This window comes from Devosia sp. Root685, from assembly GCF_001427875.1.
Classification (GTDB): Bacteria; Pseudomonadota; Alphaproteobacteria; order Rhizobiales; family Devosiaceae; genus Devosia.
In genome coordinates this window covers 457711-473611 of record NZ_LMHK01000001.1, presented here as the reverse complement: position 1 = coordinate 473611, position 15901 = coordinate 457711, and the positions used below count along the sequence as shown (strand labels likewise).

The window sequence follows — 15901 nt, the reverse complement described above, 5'->3', positions numbered from 1 at the left end:
TCTAGGGGCGCTGGCCGATGACGACAGCGAAACCGAAACATATGGCAGGACAGACCGATAGCGCGGACGACCTGATCGCAGAACTCGCTCGCCTCATGGCCGAGGATGCTCAGGGCGACAAGCCCAAGAGCGAACCGGCCGTGTCGGTCCGGATACCGGGCGGCGATAGTCCTGCAGCGGCCGCTCCCCAAAAAGAAGTCGAGGCACCGAGCCGCCCGGTACGCATTCCGGGCGACAATGCTTCTGCGCCTGAGCCCTTTGTCTTCGATTTCGATCGTAAGCCACAGGTGGCGCAGCCCAAGATGGAATCGCCGCAGCGCGTGGAACCTGCGGCGTTTGCCCCAGCCTTCGGCGCCCTCAGGCCCAACGTAAATGAAACCCCGGCCGCGGAGCCCCGCTCCGCCCATCAGCCAGCGCCGACGACGCCGGTCGAGCCCATCGCCATAGCGCCGCAGGAGGTTACTCCGCCGGCTCCCGTGTTTGCGCGCGCAGAACCCGCCGCGCCGCCGGCCGAAGATATGCCTGCACTGGACCAGGACAGCCTTGCCAGCCTGATCGCGGCCGAGTTGGCCGTTGGCGACGAACCCGAAGTCCATGCCCAAAGGCAGGACGATCCGATCGACGAGCTGGACGTGACCGATGCGGTCCGCGGCCAGACCTTTCCGCGCGAAGCCGACGCCTTCGGTATTCCGCCGGTTTTCGGGCTCGGTTCGGGCGCAGTGCACAAGCCTGAAGCTCGTCCCGAACCGGAAGAGCTTGTCGTCCCCGAGCTCAAACCGGCCGAGATCAATATCGGTCACAGCCCCGTCGTGTCTCCGCAACAGCCCAAGCCGCAAGCTTTGCCCGACCCGCTCGACGAGATCGAGCGCTTGATCGGTCCTGCGGCGCGGACGCAGCAGGCGCCTGCCCCGAGCCCGGCCTTGCGTAGTCTTGCAACGCCCACCTTGCCGCCGCGCGAGCCTCAACCGGCCGCCGTCGCAACGCCAGCGCCGAACAAAACGCGCGTCTCTTCGGTAGAAGAGGCCATTCTGGCCGCAGCCGAGACCAGCGGGGCCCGAGTGGAATGGGTAGAGCCGGCCATCGAGGCCAGACTGCCGCCCGAAGAGCCCATAAAATCTCCCAGAGCGCCGCGCGGCCGAGCGCTTGGTCTGACGCGTTCGCTCGCCGGTCCCGTTGTTGCCACGCTGTTGCTGGCTGTTGCCGCCGTCGGGCTTTATACGGTCCTCGGCCTTGGCAGTGGCACGCCGGAAGGCCCTGCCCCGCTTGTCGCCGCCGATACGACGCCGACCAAGGAAGTCCCCGCACCCTCGCCGGAAACGGCAAGTCAGTCTGTGGTCTTCAACGAAATTTCTGGCGCAAATACCGGCGCCGATGAACAAATCGTCTCGCGTGACCAATCCGACGTGGAAGCCGTGACCCAGGTCGCGTCCGCCGACGTCAGTGAAGAAGGTCTGGTCAACCGCAAGGTTCGTACGGTCACCGTGCGGCCGGATGGCACCATAGTGAGCGGCGGCGACAGTCTTGCCGGTTCCGCGATGCTGCCTGTCGATCGTCCCTCCGTACCGGAAGTGCCCGGCGCCGATTTCTCGACGCCCGATCTCATTGCCAATGCCATTGCAAATGCGCCGGCAGCGACACCTGCGCCGGCTCAGACAGCTCCCGCCGTCGTTCCCGTGCAGCCCGGCTCGACGGTTCCGGTTGTCGATCTGACCGGCGCGCCGGTTGGCGGCAAGATGGCGCCTGTGCCGCTCGTCCGTCCGGCAAATTTTGCGCCGCAAGCGGTTCTGACGGCTCCGGTCGCGGCAACGCCGGCTCCGTCGGTGGCGACTGCGCCGGCGCAAAGCTTGCCGGCAGCAGCGCCTGCCGTGGAACAGCCCCAGCCGGTTGCTGCGGCCCCAACCGGCAACTCTGCGCCCGCCTATGTGCAATTGTCGTCCCAGCGGACGGAGGAAGCCGCGCGCCAGACAGCGCAGCAAATCGCCACCCGTTTCGGTTCGCTCTTTGGCGGTGCCAGCCTCGAAGTCCAGCGCGTTGATCTTGGTGATCGCGGGATTTTCTATCGGGTCCGCGTACCGGCGAACTCGCTGCAGGACGCCAATACGATCTGTTCGAACGTCAAGTCGAACGGTGGCGACTGCTTCACCCTTTAAGGGTTTGATGCCGCAGCGTTAAGCCGCTGCGGCAAAGCTTTTCAGAAATCAGCAAACTGCGGAGCGATGGACTCGGCCAGCGCCGCTGCATTGGCACGATCCTCTGGCCGGGCCATTGAGGATGCCCGATTGAGCAGTTCGTCGACCTGCGCCTGATCGGCCGTGCCACTGCACCGGTCGTGGGACAGGTTCAACCACATCAAGCCTTCGATCGGCTGGGCCTCGATGCCATCCATGCCATTGAAGAGCAGGTCGCCGAGACGAGCCTGTGCCAGGCAGTGGCCCTTGCGGGCGGCAAGGGAGAACCAGCGGGCGCTCTGCAAGGGATTTACGCCCAGACCTTCATTCTGCAGATAAAGTAGGCCAACGCGGTATTGCGCATCGGCATCACCGAAATAGGTGGCGGCGTGGAGAAGCAGCGCATGCGAGCGCTCGATATCGGCCGGAATGCCGGCGTCGGGCACACCCTGCCGATAGTAGTCACCCATCTTCACGAAAGACTGCGCCACGATATCAGATTCGACGCCACGCGGCGCCGCGTCGGCATGCTGATTGGCGATCTGGGCAAAGTATCCAAAGGCCTTTGCAGGGTCCTTGGCGACGCCCTCGCCATTTTCATACATGGTCCCGAGCTGCCACATGGCCATTGGCTGGCCAGCCGCAGCGGCATTTTCAAGCGCGGAAAGATAGGCGTCGCCAGACACGCCGCCGCCTGCGCCATCCAGCATATTGGCTAGATCGAGCGCCGCTTCGGCCGCTGTCTGTGCCTGTGCGGGGATCGCTGCTGTCAGAACCGACAGCGCAAGTCCGGTTACCGCGGATGCCAGATAAAAAGCCGGCGATTTCCGCATCTTACTCCTTTTGCCCATAACGGCCTGGGCGGGTGCTACAAATATCTGCTGTGCGATCGACATGCGGGGCCAATTTGATCCCGATGCCGCTCGAGGAAAAGCGAAGTGTGAAGTTTTGGTAAACTCCCATTGCGGCAGGATTTGAGCCGGGGACATCACATCCCCGAGGGCAATAGCGGCGGCCATTGGGCTACTCAAATAGCTCGAACTCGTCGTATCCTGTTTGTGCACGTGCTCACCAAGAACCGGCGGATTCCCGCCTATTTTCAAGCAGTCTGGCGCGCCACAGACAGGCCCAGGACGAAACCTCGCGTTTCCTCCCTGAACTGCCGACACCCGCCCCCGAATGCCTAGCCATCTCGTTTAAGATCAGATTGTGGCGGGAAACATCGCCAAACTCTTTATGCCGGACGACGCCGCGGTGAATCCCACATGCTGTTGCCAATTCGTCACAGACGTCACCCGCGAAGCAAAATAGCGCGAACACGGCGTTGTGAAGGAGGCGCGAAGCACCCATACTTCGCCTGCTTTTTGCGGCGCATGCAAAGGAGTTCGACATGAAAGCGATCCTGTTCCCGATCAACCACACGGAAATCCATCAGGACATGATCGTTCATGCATTCGAAAAATCCTTCGGACGAGGCACGCCAGGACAGCACTAGCCGCTCTCTTCGCAACACTCTTTCCAACTTCTTTGCGCGACCCGGATTTGAGCGGGCTCGTAAATTCGTCTCCTACTATCGGCCCTACCGGCACCTGCTGGTCATGGACCTGGCTTCCGCAGCGTTGATCGCGGCCACGGCCATCGCCTTGCCGCTCTGCGCCAATTATGTGACCACGCGCCTGCTGATCCTCGGCGATCATGCCGAGGCCATCTCGCAGATATTCGCCATGGGTGGCGTCATGGTGCTGGTGCTCATTGCCCAGGCCGGAGCGACGTTCTTTGTCGATTATCAGGGCCACGCCATGGGCGCCCGCATCGAAGCCGATGTGCGGCGCGAGCTTTTTGAGCACTGCCAAAAGCTGTCCTTCGGTTTTTATGATCGTAGCCGCGTGGGGCAACTCATGAGCCGCATCACCAATGACACCTTTGCCCTTGGGGAGATGTTCCACCATGGGCCCGAGGATATCGCCATTGGCCTCCTGAAGTTCGCCGGAGCCCTCGCCGTGCTGTTCTTCATTGATCCGACCTTGACGGGTTATATCGCCATTCTTCTCCCGTTTGCGGTAGTTTATGCACTCTACTTCAACCGGCGCATGAACAAGGCCATGGCACGAAGCCGGGAGAAAATCGCCGCGGTCAATGAGCGGGTCGAGGATGCGCTGGGCGGCATTCGCGTGGTGCAATCCTTTGCCAATGAGGGTTTTGAACTGGCCCGGTTCGAAGCGGAAAACCGCACCTTTGTCGAAAGCCGCAAGGATGGCTACCGGAGCGAGGCCTGGTTCTTCGTGGGCATGGAAGTCTTCGTCTATCTGGTGACGATCATCGTAATCACCGCCGGCGCCCTGCGTATCCTCGCCGCAGACCTGTCGGTGCCCGACCTGCTGACGTTTCTGCTCTGCGTCGGTGTGCTGGTCGATCCTGTAAACCGTCTCGCCAATATCGTGCGTCTCTGGCAGGAGGGCTCAACTGGATTCACCCGCGTGATGGAAATCCTCGAGCAGGTTCCTGACATCAGGGACGCACCTCACGCCCGCCCTGCCCCGCATTTCCGCGGCAATATCCGCTTCAACGGCGTCACTTTCGGCTATGGCGATGGCCGGACGGTCTTCTCGAACCTGACCATGGATATTGCGCCGGGCGAGTTCGTGGCGCTGGTTGGTCCCTCTGGTGTCGGCAAGAGCACGCTCTGTGCCCTTATCCCGCGCTTTTACGAGATCGAAAGCGGTGAAATCACCGTGGATGGCGAGGATATCCGGGATTTCGAACTGGCCTCTCTTCGCCGCCAGATCGGGGTCGTGCAGCAGGACACCTATCTGTTCTCGGGCACCGTCGCCGAAAACCTGCGCTATGGCCGCCCAGAGGCCAGCCAGGACGAGGTCATAGCGGCGGCGAAAGCAGCCAATGCCCACGACTTCATCATGGCACTTCCTGGGGGCTACGACACCGACGTGGGGCAGCGCGGCGTCAAACTATCCGGCGGGCAGAAGCAACGCCTGACCATCGCCCGGGCTTTCCTCAAGGACCCGGCCATTCTCATTTTCGATGAAGCAACCAGCGCCCTCGACAATGAAAGCGAACGCGCCGTGCAAATGGCGCTGCAATCCCTCGCCCGGGGCCGCACTACCCTCGTGATCGCGCACCGGCTAACGACCGTTCGCAATGCCGATCGCATCCTCGTCCTCACTGAGGACGGGATCGTGGAAGAAGGCCGGCATGATGAACTGATAGCGGCGAACGGCTACTATGCTCGCCTCCAGGCGGTGCAGGCCAGCATCTAGGATCTTCACAAACGTCCCTCCCCGCTGGGGAGGGGCGGCCGCCTAAAACAGATGGCTTTTGCGCATCCACCAGACCAGTCCGCTGGCCAGCACGACCAGAATGCCGCAAACGATCCAGAACGCGCCGCCGGAGTCGGCCAGGGGGATGCCCGAGACATTCATGCCGAGCATGCCGCTGATGAGGGTCAACGGCGAGAACACCACGGTCACCGCCGCCAGCAGCAGCATGGTCCGGTTCATCTGTTCGGCCCGGTCATCGACGATCTCTTCATGGACCAGCACTGCCCGCTCGGACAGGGCCTGCAATTCATCGCCGATGCGGGCCGTGCGCATTGCCGCATCGCGCAGACGCAATCGATCCCGGTCCGAAAAGAAGGACAGATCCTCGATTTCGAGCGTGGTCAGCGCGTCCCGCTGTGGCCAGACGAGGCGGCGGAAGTTGATAAGGGTTCGGCGCAGATGCTCGAGATTGTCTTGCGCCTTTTCCGTGCGATGGGTGATGAGCGTTTCTTCGACCTCATCGAGCCGGTCGCCCAACATTTCGATCAGCGGCTCCAGCCGGTCGGTCGCCCTGAGTGCGAGGCGCGCAATCAGATCGGCCGGAGAAACGGGAGCATGGACGGGTTGCTCCCACTTCGACATGCCCAAAAAATCCAGAATGTTGAGCTCTGACGCGATGATGACGCGGCCTTGTTCGATCCACAATGTCAGGAACTGACGACCAACATCATGCGGCGCAGCGCCCGGGCGAACCACACGCAACATCACCAATGCCCGATCGTCCATGACGGTGCATCGCGCTCGCGAAGTTGGGGACGTAAGAAGCCCTGAATTGAACTCGCCCAGCTCGCCGCGCAGCCACAGCTTGAACTCTGGTGCCTTGGAATTGCCCACGACCAGCTTGAAGCCGCGAGGCGGTACGACCGGCAGGCTTTCGCTCGGTTCGTACCGCTTCATGCCGCCATCGCCATCAAACACAAGGACGGCGCCGACGCCTATGAGACCGTTATGCTGAGCGCGGTCACTTGGCTGCTTCGGCGTGCCGTCCATGTTGTCAGCTCAAACGTTTCAGGGCTTCGAGGATCTTCTGACGCCGATCGATGGCAGCTTCACGACGGGCCTTCTGTTCTTCGATCACCTCTTCCGGCGCTTTCGAAACGAACTGCTCGTTGCCAAGCTTCTTGTCGATCCCGACTATTTCACCGTCGAGCTTGCCCACTTCCTTTTCAAGGCGCGCCTTTTCGACAGCAATGTCGATCACGCCAGCCAGTGGCAAGGCATAGGTCGCATCACCGACGACGAACTGGGCCGATTCGCCCGGCACCTGGTTTTGCGGCGATATCTGCTCAAGCCGTGCCAGCCGGCTGATCAGCGACGTACCCGCCACGAGGCGGGCCAAAGTCTGCTCACCCGCGCCGGTCACGACCAGCTGGAGTTTGGCTCCGGCCGGCACGTTCATTTCAGCGCGCACGGACCGAACGTTGGAAATGACGTCGATCAGCCAAGCCAATTCCGCATCAGCATCCGCATCTTCAAAGCCCTGATAGGTCGGCCACTCGGTGAGGATAAGCAGGTCATCGCGCTTCGGGCCGGCCTTGCCGGTTTCCGCCCACAGCTCTTCGGTGACGAAGGGCATCATCGGGTGAAGCATGATCAGGATCTGATCGAGAGCCCAGGCCGCCGTTGCCCGCGTCTCGGCCTTTGCCGCTTCATCCTCGCCGTTGAACACGGGCTTGGCAAATTCCACATACCAATCGCAGAACGTGCCCCAGACGAAATCATAGGAACTGTTGGCAGCTTCGTTGAACTTGTAATCCTCGATACCCTGGCGAACGGTCGCGAGCGCGCGCGCCGTGGACCCGACGATCCAGCGATTGAGCGGCAGCTTGTTGGCTTTGGGATCAAAACCCTCGACGCGGCGGCATTCGTTCATCTCGAGGAAGCGCGCTGCATTCCAGATCTTCGTGACGAAGTTGCGATAGCCTTCGACGCGCGAAATCGCGAGCTTCAGGTCACGGCCCTGCGCCGCCATGGCCGCCAGCGTAAAGCGGGTAGCATCGGCACCATATTCATCGACGAGCTTGAGGGGGTCGATGACATTGCCCTTGGTCTTGCTCATCTTCTGGCCCTTTTCGTCGCGGACCAGGGCATGCATGTAGACGGTATGGAACGGCTCCTCGTCGAGGAATTCCAGACCCATCATCATCATGCGGGCAACCCAGAAGAAGATGATGTCGAAGCCTGTGACCAGCACGTCGGTTGGATAGTAGCGCTTGAGGTCGGCCGTTTCGTCTGGCCAGCCAAGCGTCGAGAACGGCCAGAGGGCAGAAGAGAACCAGGTGTCGAGCACGTCGGGATCGCGCCAAATCGGCATGAATGGCATTGTCGTCCCCGCGTCCAACGCTTCCTGCCAGAGACGCACGGCGGCGGCAAAATCATCGACCACCTGGACACGATGCCCATAGAAATTACCGGCGGCCGCAATTGCCTCGTCTGCGTCATAGGCAACGAAAGCCGCAGGGTCCACGTCTTCGCGATAGTCCCCGTTTTCACTCCGTCCGAAACCGTACCAAGCCGGAATCTGATGGCCCCACCAGAGCTGACGCGAAATGCACCACGGCTTGATGTTTTCGAGCCAGGCGAAATAGGTGTTTTCGTATTGCTGCGGCACGAACTTGGTACGGCCTTCGCGCACCGAAGCGAGTGCCGGCTGGGCCAGCACGTCGGCCTTGACCCACCACTGGTCGGTCAGGAACGGCTCGATGACGACGAGTTTTGATTTCTCGTCATGCGGCACCATGATCTTCTTGTCTTCGATATGATCAAGGCCGCGTGTCGCGTTTTCTTCGGCGAGTGCCGTCAGATCCGCAACGATAGCCTTGCGCGCTTCGAACCGGTCGAGGCCACGATATTGCGCCGGAATGAACTCGGCATCGATGATGGCACCGCGGGTCGTGAACACGTTGATCGGGTCAAGACCAGCGCGCGCGCCGACTTCGAAGTCGTTGAAATCGTGCGCAGGCGTGATTTTCACCGCGCCGGTGCCAAGCGTCGGATCGGCATATTCATCGGCCACGACCGGAATGCGGCGGCCGACGAGCGGCAGTTCGATGAACTTGCCGACCAGCGACTGATAGCGCTCGTCTTCTGGATGCACGGCAACGGCGACGTCGCCCAGCATGGTCTCCGGCCGGGTCGTCGCGACGATGATGTAGTCGCGCGTCTCGGACCCGATGACATTGCCGTCTTCGTCCTTGACCGGGAACTGATAGGTGACACCATCAGCCAGCGGATAGCGCAGGTGCCACATATGGCCCTTGATCTCGATATTCTCGACTTCGAGATCGGAAATGGCGGTTTCAAGGCCCGGATGCCAGTTCACCAACCGCTTGGCGCGATAGATCAAATCGCGCTTGTGCATCTCCACAAACACCTTGGTCACGGCGCGCACCATCTGGTCGTCCGCCGCCCCGCGCTCGCCCATGGTAAAGCGTTCACGCGAGAAATCAGCCGAAGCGCCGAGGCGCTTGAGCTGGTTCATGATGGTGCCGCCGCTTTCGGACTTCCATTCCCAAACACGGTCGATAAAGGCTTCGCGGCCCATCGACCGGCGGTCCATCTGCTTTTCGGCAAGCTGACGCTCGACGATCATCTGGGTGGCGATACCGGCATGGTCGGTGCCCGGCTGCCAGAGCACGTCCTTCTTCAACATGCGGTTGAAGCGGATGAGAATGTCCTGGATGGTGTTGTTGAGCGCGTGCCCGATATGCAGCGAGCCCGTAACGTTGGGCGGCGGAATGACGATGGTAAAAGTCTCCGCGCCCGGCTTTGCTCCCTTACCCGCGGCAAACGCCTCATTGTCGGTCCAGACCGTATAGATGCGGTCTTCGACTTCAGCGGGTTCGTAGGTCTTTTCAAGCATAGGTCACTCGCAACAACATTGACCCGCCAAGCAGAACATGGCGGGCCCAAACAGGGTTGGCAACTTCAAGCAAAAGCGCGCCGCAGGGTCAACTGCGGCGGGGCAGGAAAAGCACCCTGCCCCTCAGCTTGGGATCAATCTCCGCGCGCAACGCGCGAGATTTCCTTTTCCACCATGCGCTCGACGACGGAAGGCAGATTTTCATCCAGCCATTCCTTCAGAATCGGGCGAAGCATCTCGCGAACCATGGTTTCGATGGTCAGATTGGCATTGCCCAGCGCCGGCGACGGCACAATGCCAATGCCGGCAGCGCCCAGCTTGTCGATGGAGCTGCGGATAGCTGCCTTGGTCGTTGTCTCCAACAGACCCTCGGCAATGTCGGCGCTCAGCGTTGCATCAGGCATGGGCGAAGCAGCGGCGACGGACGGGCGGGAAAACGGCGTCGGTTCCGGCGCAAACTCGGCCACGGAGCGGTCTTCATCGATACTGACAGCAGAAAGCACGGGGGCAGCCTCAACTTCTGGTTCGGGCGAAAATTCGGGTTCGGCTTCTGCCTCGGTCTCTTCGGCAGCGCTCGGCGCAGGATTGAAGCTCGGCAATTCGGCAATGCCGACATCGGGCTCCGCCGGAGAGAAGCTGATGTCATCGGGCACCACCAAGGCGGGAGCTTCTTTCGGCTCTGCGGTTTCAGCCTGAGCGTCGGCAAGCAGCGCATCAAAGCCCATATCCGCGGCGGCTTCGTTTTCCGGCACGATCTGCGCGGACGAGAGCTCCAGCGGTTCATTGTCCTGATCCGCACCAAAGCTCACGGCTTCCATGGGGTCAGGCGAAACCTGCAGCGAAGGACGGCGCGGCGCAGCACTCTCGTCGTCATCGGCAATGATCTGCCTAATGGAAGACAGTATCTCGTCCATGGACGGTTCTTTGGCGGCCGGCTTGTTCATAAGTGCCTCTTAAACTCATGCGCGACGCTCGAGAGGGCTTCCGCATGCCACCCAACCCGATTCGTTACCGACAGCTTAACCGGTTCTGTCGAGTATAGGAATCCACAGGACGACTTGACGGACGACTTCCACAAAAACTTGTGGCCGGGACATGCCCGGCCACAAGACTTGGATTAATTGCAAAAGTTACTCGGCGACGGAACGCAGTTCCTGCCAGACGTCCTCGACGGCCTGTGTATAGTTGACCGCGGATTTCACCGTGACCGGCAAGCCAAGGCTCGACGCCGTCAACCGGCCCATGGCGGAGAGCAGCGAGAAGGTCGCGACCACTTTCGAGGTTTGCGCGTTGATCAGCCCTTCCTTGGCGCTGGTCAATTCCGCCTGCGAATTCAGCACATCCAGCGTGGTGCTGGTGCCGAGGTCGCGCTCCTGGATCGTGCCATCGAGCACGGTGGTGCCCGCCTGCACGGCAGCCTGGGCGGCCTGGATTTGCGCATCTGCGCTCTGGATGCCTGCCCATGCCGAAATGACGGCCTCGCGGACCTGGTCATAGGTAGACATGGCTTCTACCTCGGACTTGATCTGGCCGAGATTGGCCTTGCGAACGCTGGCGCCCATCGCGCCGCCGGCATAGATCGGCACGGTAACCTGGAAACCGACCGAACCGCTGAGGCCATCGGTCATCCCGCCATTGGTCCAGCGGCTGCCAACCTGCCCCGTTACGGAAGCCGTCGGCCCGAAGGAAGCTTCCGCGGCGTCTGTGCCCGCCTGAGCGGCACGGATCGCCGCCTTGGACATCATGATCGCCGGGTGGCCGACTTCGGCTTCGGCCAGAGCCGAATCCAGCGAGTTCGGAATGAGGCGCGCATAATTATGCGCCGAATTCAGCTGCTGCGGCCGCACGCCGACCAGACGCTGGAACGTCGCCTGGCTGACTTCGAGCGTGCTGAGCGCGGCGCGGTAAGCGGCTTCGCCCTGTGCAAGGCGGGCCTGGGCCTGGGCCACATCGATGCGCGTGCCCTCGCCCACATCCAGACGGTCCTGCGCCGACTGGAACTGCGCCTGGAAGAAGCGAATGTTCTCTTCACGCAAAGCGACGAGCTGGCGGCCGCTCAGGACGTTCATATAGGCCTGAACGACCGAGAGCAGCACGTTCTGCTCGGAATTGCGGATTTGATATTCGGACAACTCAGCCGCAGCGCGTGCGGACTCGACCTGCGCTTCGGTCTTGAAGTTGTCGAATATGGTCTGGTTGTAGGAGACGCCAGTGGTGATCGTCGGACCACCGGAAAACTGGCCACCGACGAGGCTCCAGCTTTCGGAGCCACCAATCGAGGCTCCGATCGTCGGCAATTTGGCCGATTTTGCCAGCGCGATGTTCTCGGCAGACGCCTTTGCTTCAAGCAAAGCCGCTTGCAGGTCCGGCGCGTGATCATAGGCAGCGGTCAACGCCTGGGTGATCGACTGGGCATGTGCCCCGCCTGCCGCCCCCAGCGCCAAAAGAATGGCGACCGCGCTCGCCGTCACGAACTTATTTACCATAGGTACCCCGCATTCCGACCCTATTACCAATACGCCCGGCATATGGGGTCTACAACCAGCCATACCCATGCCTACCAAATTTTCACGTACGCTTCGTTTCGACTCGTGGCCGTTTGGCAACAAATCGATCGCTAGAACACAAAATCGTCCTTCTGCGCCCAGCTCCACAAGCGTGGCATGGTTGCATCGAACGCTGACGTGAACATTACGCCATCCGGGTTCCTACGGAAAACATGGATGACCGCAACACCACGCCGCAGAATAGGAACAACCAGCCGCCCGCCGGGTGCCAAAAGTTCTACCAAGTCGTCGGGCTGCGAATCGACCGCGCCCTCAACAACGATGGCATCAAATAACTGGCCTGCCGCAGCCTCGACGCCTCCAGCGAGCACCCGAGCATTCTCGATTCCGAGCTGAGCCAGACGATCATTGGCCCGGGAGGCGAGGCCCGCATCGATCTCTATGCCAACGACCTGTTGCCCAACGCCGGCCAGCACAGCAGTCGAATAGCCGCTTGCCGCCCCGACATCGAGGACCCTCTCACTGCCGGTGATCTCAGCCAATTGCGCCATGCGTCCAAAATGGGCCGGGGACAGAATGAATCGCTTTCCGCCGGCCAGTGGCTGCAAATCATCGACATGGGCAACAGACCGGCGGCCCTCGGCGACAAAAATCTCGCGCGGCACCTCGAGTACAGCGGCAAGCAGCCGCCGCTCCGTCACTCCGCTGCTGCGCAACTGGCTATCGATCATAGCCATTCTTGCGCTTCGAAAATCGTCCATCAGCCAGCGGCCCGAAGCTCATTGATATGCTGGACGTGAATATAGATGGACCGATCAACTGGCAAGCCATGCCGGACAGCGATTGTCCCGACGCGGCCGAAATCATGACCCCAAGACAATGGACCAACAGGCAAAATACAAGATGTAAGGAAATTGGAGGCCGCGTCCGGAATCGAACCGGAGTGCACGGATTTGCAATCCGCTGCGTAACCACTCCGCCACGCGGCCTCTGCGTCTGTACCTATTTGACCTCTTGGGGCGATGCAACAGGATTGTCGAGGCCCGATGAATTTCCCCAAGCTTTGGAAAACGCTTCGTTCAATTCTCAGGCGCCAACGGGATTATGCGACGTTCGAGGCCCCTTACCCCTGCCCGGCGCCAAGCAGCACATTGACTGCGGCGGCGAGGAGGATCGTGTTGTAAAAGTGCGAAAAGATCAGATGCACCATGACCTGACGGCGCATGACGTTGCTCGAAACCTTGGTGTCCGAGGTCGCAACCGACGTGCCGACCGTGAAGGAAAAATAGAGAAAAGCCGTGCCATCAGGCGCTTCATCGCCCGGAAAGTCGAGTCCTCCCTCGACCTTCTTGCTGCGCGGACGGTCCGGCACCTGGTAATATTCATAGGCGTAGTGCAGTGCGCCCATGACTTGCACCGTGAACCACCCCAGAATGACCGAGGCAATGCTGGCGACGATCTCGCCCAGATCCGTGCCCCCGTCCTGATTGAGCGCTAGGAACAGCGAAACCACCGAAGCGGCGACGACAATGAGAACAATGAGCAGGATGCCCTTGCCGGGCGTATCCTCTTCGCGGGCGTGTTCGTGCAGGTAGTCCGCCGTCAGATAGGGCAGTTTGAGCGAAGTCAGGACGAGATAGGCGGCGAAAAGGCAATTGGCACCGACGCTGACCGCGTATTTCGGCACGATCAGCAATGACACGACCAATCCGATCATGCCGAGCAGAAGACCGAAATAGAATGGAGCGTGCCGGGGCATGACATGCCCCACTGCCGCCGCGCGCAGATTCCGTTTGGCCTTCTCCGGCATTTGACTATTTCCTCCGCCAACTGACGCGGAGGAAACGCCTTCAGCCGTTGATGGCTCCCGGCCCCGGCTGTGCCCCTGGCGGCACCTTGCCCATAATGATCATGCCCAGGACCTCGTCCTTGGTGACATCGCTGGTGCGCGCTTCGCCCACAACTTGGCCGTTCTTCATCACCACGAGCCTGTCCGCGAGATCAAACACGTCGTGGATATCGTGACTGATGAGGAAGATGCCGATGCCTTCGGATTTGAGCTGCTTGATCAGCTCCCCGACCTGCGCGGTTTCCTGCGGACCCAATGCGGCGGTTGGCTCGTCCATGACGAGGATGCGCGCATTGAAAAGGATGGCCCGGGCAATGGCCACCGATTGGCGCTGCCCGCCGGAAAGAGCCTTCACAGGCTCCTTGAAGCGGCGGAAATTGGGGTTGAGACGCCCCATCACTTCGCGAGCGCGCGATTCCATGGCCGCATCGTCCAGCGTGCCGATCGGCGTTACCAGTTCTCGGCCGAGAAAGAGATTGGCGGCGGCATCGACATTGTCGGCCACTGCAAGCTGCTGGTAGATCGTCTCGATCCCATAGGCCTTGGCATCGCGCGGATTGCTGATGGAGGCAGGTTCGCCGTTGATCCTGATATCGCCGGCATCGCGCTTGTAGGCGCCCGACAATATCTTGATCAGTGTCGATTTTCCCGCACCATTGTGGCCGAGGAGACCAACAACTTCACCGCGGTGAAGGTTGATCGAGGCATGATCGACGGCCTTGATACCACCGAAAGCGATGGAGATATCGGTCATTTCGACCAGGGGTGTGCTGGCATCCAGCATGACGGGCACTCCTAGTGCTTATTCCGGCGGTAAAGCGTGTCGAGCCACACCGCGAAAACCAGAACAATACCGACAACGATGGACTGAAGCGGGCTGTCGAGCCCCATCAGCACCATGCCGGATTGCAGCGATTGCATGACCACGGCGCCGAGCAGTGCGCCGGCAATCGTGCCAACGCCGCCAGCCAAAGACGTGCCGCCGATAACGGCCGCCGCGATCACATAAAGTTCGTCTAGCGTGCCGAGAGCATTGGTCGCTGCATTGAGACGCGCGCTCGAAATGGCGGCTGCGACGGCACAAAGACCGCCCATCAGCATGAATATCTTGACGGTCACCCAGCGCGTATTGATACCCGCCAGCTCAGCCGCCTCCGGATTGCCGCCCATGGCATAGACGTAACGGCCGAAACGCGTTCGCGTGGTGAGGAAGGTCATCAATACCCCGACCCCAAGGGCAATCAGCACCGGCACTGCAATACCATGCGAGATGAATAGCCCAGTCTCCGGCACGGCGATGCCGTTGGCCTTGGCATAATTCTCGGCAATACGCACCGGCCAGGGATAGGCATTCGCCACCCAGATCGCGCCAATGGTGGTACCACAGCCAAGAACGGCGAGCGAGGCTTCGGCCCAGAGCGGGCGCTGGGGGAAATTGAAGCGATGACGCTGTCGCCGCCCGAAATAAAGCCCGGCAATGATGGCCGCACATGCGACAGCGCCAACGATCCAGCTCCAGGTGAAGCCAATGGAACCGGCTGGTCCGCCGCCAATCAACTGGAAAGTCGGGTCCATCGGCGCAACGGTGCGGCCCATGGTTACCCACCAGGCAGCACCGCGCCAGACGAGATAGCCGCCAAGCGTAACAATGAAGGCCGGCACGCGCAGATAGGCGATGATTGTGCCCTGCAGCGCGCCGATCCCGACGCCGACGACAAGACCGGCCAGCAGCGACAGGCTCCAGATCAGCGGATGACCGAGGCCGAGGCCCAGCTGTACCGGCAGGATCTGCGTTTGCATAACGCCCATGACCATGCCGACGACACCCAGAATCGATCCCACCGACAGGTCGATATTGCGGGTGACGATAACCAGCACCATGCCCGTGACCATCACAGCCACGGAAGCCGTCTGTACCGACAGGTTCCAGAGGTTGCGCGGGGTCAGGAACAGGCCGCCGGAAAAGATATTGAAGCCGATCCAGATGACCGCCAATGCGCCAATCATGCCCAGGAGGCGAGTATCCACCTCAGTCGCTATGAGGAAGCGCTGAATGGGATTCTGCGTGAATGTGCTCGGATGGGCCGGCGTGGAAATGGCAGGCTGATCAGCCATTCAGGTCTCCCGTGGAAACGGCGCCCCAGCACGAGGCCGGGGCGCAGTCCGGTTGCGATTAGGCA

General features: G+C 61.1%; 12 protein-coding genes and 1 tRNA gene. 2 read left to right on the top strand and 11 right to left on the bottom strand.

What is annotated here, in order from left to right:
- The first annotated feature begins 17 nt into the window (after positions 1-17).
- On the top strand, positions 18-2150 hold the full coding sequence (locus ASD83_RS02275) for an SPOR domain-containing protein (protein ID WP_082560908.1): 2133 nt from the start codon (positions 18-20) through the stop codon (positions 2148-2150).
- A gap of 41 nt (positions 2151-2191) precedes the next feature.
- On the opposite strand, the gene ASD83_RS02270 is transcribed toward ASD83_RS02275, so the two are convergent.
- Positions 2192-3001, bottom strand: coding sequence for a tetratricopeptide repeat protein (locus ASD83_RS02270; RefSeq protein WP_162249112.1), 810 nt, complete (start codon positions 2999-3001; stop codon positions 2192-2194).
- Between the two features lie 458 nt (positions 3002-3459).
- Entirely contained in the window at positions 3460-3618 is a 159-nt protein-coding gene (locus tag ASD83_RS20855) for a hypothetical protein (RefSeq protein WP_156385697.1), read from the bottom strand.
- Positions 3619-3766: 148 nt separating this feature from the next.
- Here ASD83_RS20855 and ASD83_RS02265 point away from each other — a divergent pair, with 148 nt between their 5' ends.
- Positions 3767-5443, top strand: coding sequence for an ABC transporter ATP-binding protein (locus ASD83_RS02265; protein ID WP_056307548.1), 1677 nt, complete (start codon positions 3767-3769; stop codon positions 5441-5443).
- Between the two features lie 42 nt (positions 5444-5485).
- Here ASD83_RS02265 and ASD83_RS02260 read toward each other — a convergent pair whose 3' ends face one another.
- From ASD83_RS02260 to ASD83_RS02220, 9 genes are all read right to left on the bottom strand, one after another.
- Positions 5486-6493 (bottom strand): CorA family divalent cation transporter, encoded by a 1008-nt coding sequence (locus ASD83_RS02260; RefSeq protein WP_056307546.1) that lies wholly within the window; start codon positions 6491-6493, stop codon positions 5486-5488.
- A gap of 4 nt (positions 6494-6497) precedes the next feature.
- Positions 6498-9365, bottom strand: a complete 2868-nt coding sequence (locus ASD83_RS02255) for a valine--tRNA ligase (RefSeq protein ID WP_056307544.1) — start codon at positions 9363-9365, stop codon at positions 6498-6500.
- Positions 9366-9499: 134 nt separating this feature from the next.
- The gene (locus ASD83_RS21435; RefSeq protein ID WP_056307542.1) at positions 9500-10309 is read right to left on the bottom strand and encodes a DUF2497 domain-containing protein; all 810 of its coding nucleotides are present in this window, start codon (positions 10307-10309) and stop codon (positions 9500-9502) included.
- 186 nt (positions 10310-10495) lie between these two features.
- On the bottom strand, positions 10496-11851 hold the full coding sequence (locus tag ASD83_RS02245) for a TolC family outer membrane protein (protein ID WP_056307540.1): 1356 nt from the start codon (positions 11849-11851) through the stop codon (positions 10496-10498).
- Between the two features lie 131 nt (positions 11852-11982).
- Positions 11983-12609 carry a protein-L-isoaspartate O-methyltransferase family protein gene (locus ASD83_RS02240; RefSeq protein WP_056307538.1) on the bottom strand — a complete coding sequence of 209 codons (627 nt, stop codon included), beginning with the start codon at positions 12607-12609 and terminating at the stop codon, positions 11983-11985.
- A gap of 178 nt (positions 12610-12787) precedes the next feature.
- Positions 12788-12861 (bottom strand) — tRNA-Cys (locus tag ASD83_RS02235).
- 134 nt (positions 12862-12995) lie between these two features.
- Positions 12996-13682: a DUF1345 domain-containing protein gene (locus ASD83_RS02230; protein ID WP_056307536.1), complete on the bottom strand. Its 687-nt coding sequence runs from the start codon at positions 13680-13682 to the stop codon at positions 12996-12998.
- A gap of 40 nt (positions 13683-13722) precedes the next feature.
- The gene (locus ASD83_RS02225) at positions 13723-14505 is read right to left on the bottom strand and encodes an ATP-binding cassette domain-containing protein (RefSeq protein ID WP_056307534.1); all 783 of its coding nucleotides are present in this window, start codon (positions 14503-14505) and stop codon (positions 13723-13725) included.
- A gap of 11 nt (positions 14506-14516) precedes the next feature.
- Positions 14517-15836: a sugar ABC transporter permease gene (locus ASD83_RS02220; RefSeq protein WP_056307532.1), complete on the bottom strand. Its 1320-nt coding sequence runs from the start codon at positions 15834-15836 to the stop codon at positions 14517-14519.
- Between the last annotated feature and the right edge of the window lie 65 nt (positions 15837-15901).

Bases quoted from the DNA above. Each gene is read 5' to 3' on its own strand.
- ASD83_RS02275 (WP_082560908.1), top strand. From the start codon at position 18: ATGACGACAGCGAAACCGAAACATATGGCAGGACAGACCGATAGCGCG.
- ASD83_RS02270 (WP_162249112.1), bottom strand. From the start codon at position 3,001: ATGCGGAAATCGCCGGCTTTTTATCTGGCATCCGCGGTAACCGGACTT.
- ASD83_RS20855 (WP_156385697.1), bottom strand. From the start codon at position 3,618: ATGAACGATCATGTCCTGATGGATTTCCGTGTGGTTGATCGGGAACAG.
- ASD83_RS02265 (WP_056307548.1), top strand. From the start codon at position 3,767: ATGGACCTGGCTTCCGCAGCGTTGATCGCGGCCACGGCCATCGCCTTG.
- ASD83_RS02260 (WP_056307546.1), bottom strand. From the start codon at position 6,493: ATGGACGGCACGCCGAAGCAGCCAAGTGACCGCGCTCAGCATAACGGT.
- ASD83_RS02255 (WP_056307544.1), bottom strand. From the start codon at position 9,365: ATGCTTGAAAAGACCTACGAACCCGCTGAAGTCGAAGACCGCATCTAT.
- ASD83_RS21435 (WP_056307542.1), bottom strand. From the start codon at position 10,309: ATGAACAAGCCGGCCGCCAAAGAACCGTCCATGGACGAGATACTGTCT.
- ASD83_RS02245 (WP_056307540.1), bottom strand. From the start codon at position 11,851: ATGGTAAATAAGTTCGTGACGGCGAGCGCGGTCGCCATTCTTTTGGCG.
- ASD83_RS02240 (WP_056307538.1), bottom strand. From the start codon at position 12,609: ATGGCTATGATCGATAGCCAGTTGCGCAGCAGCGGAGTGACGGAGCGG.
- ASD83_RS02230 (WP_056307536.1), bottom strand. From the start codon at position 13,682: ATGCCGGAGAAGGCCAAACGGAATCTGCGCGCGGCGGCAGTGGGGCAT.
- ASD83_RS02225 (WP_056307534.1), bottom strand. From the start codon at position 14,505: ATGCTGGATGCCAGCACACCCCTGGTCGAAATGACCGATATCTCCATC.
- ASD83_RS02220 (WP_056307532.1), bottom strand. From the start codon at position 15,836: ATGGCTGATCAGCCTGCCATTTCCACGCCGGCCCATCCGAGCACATTC.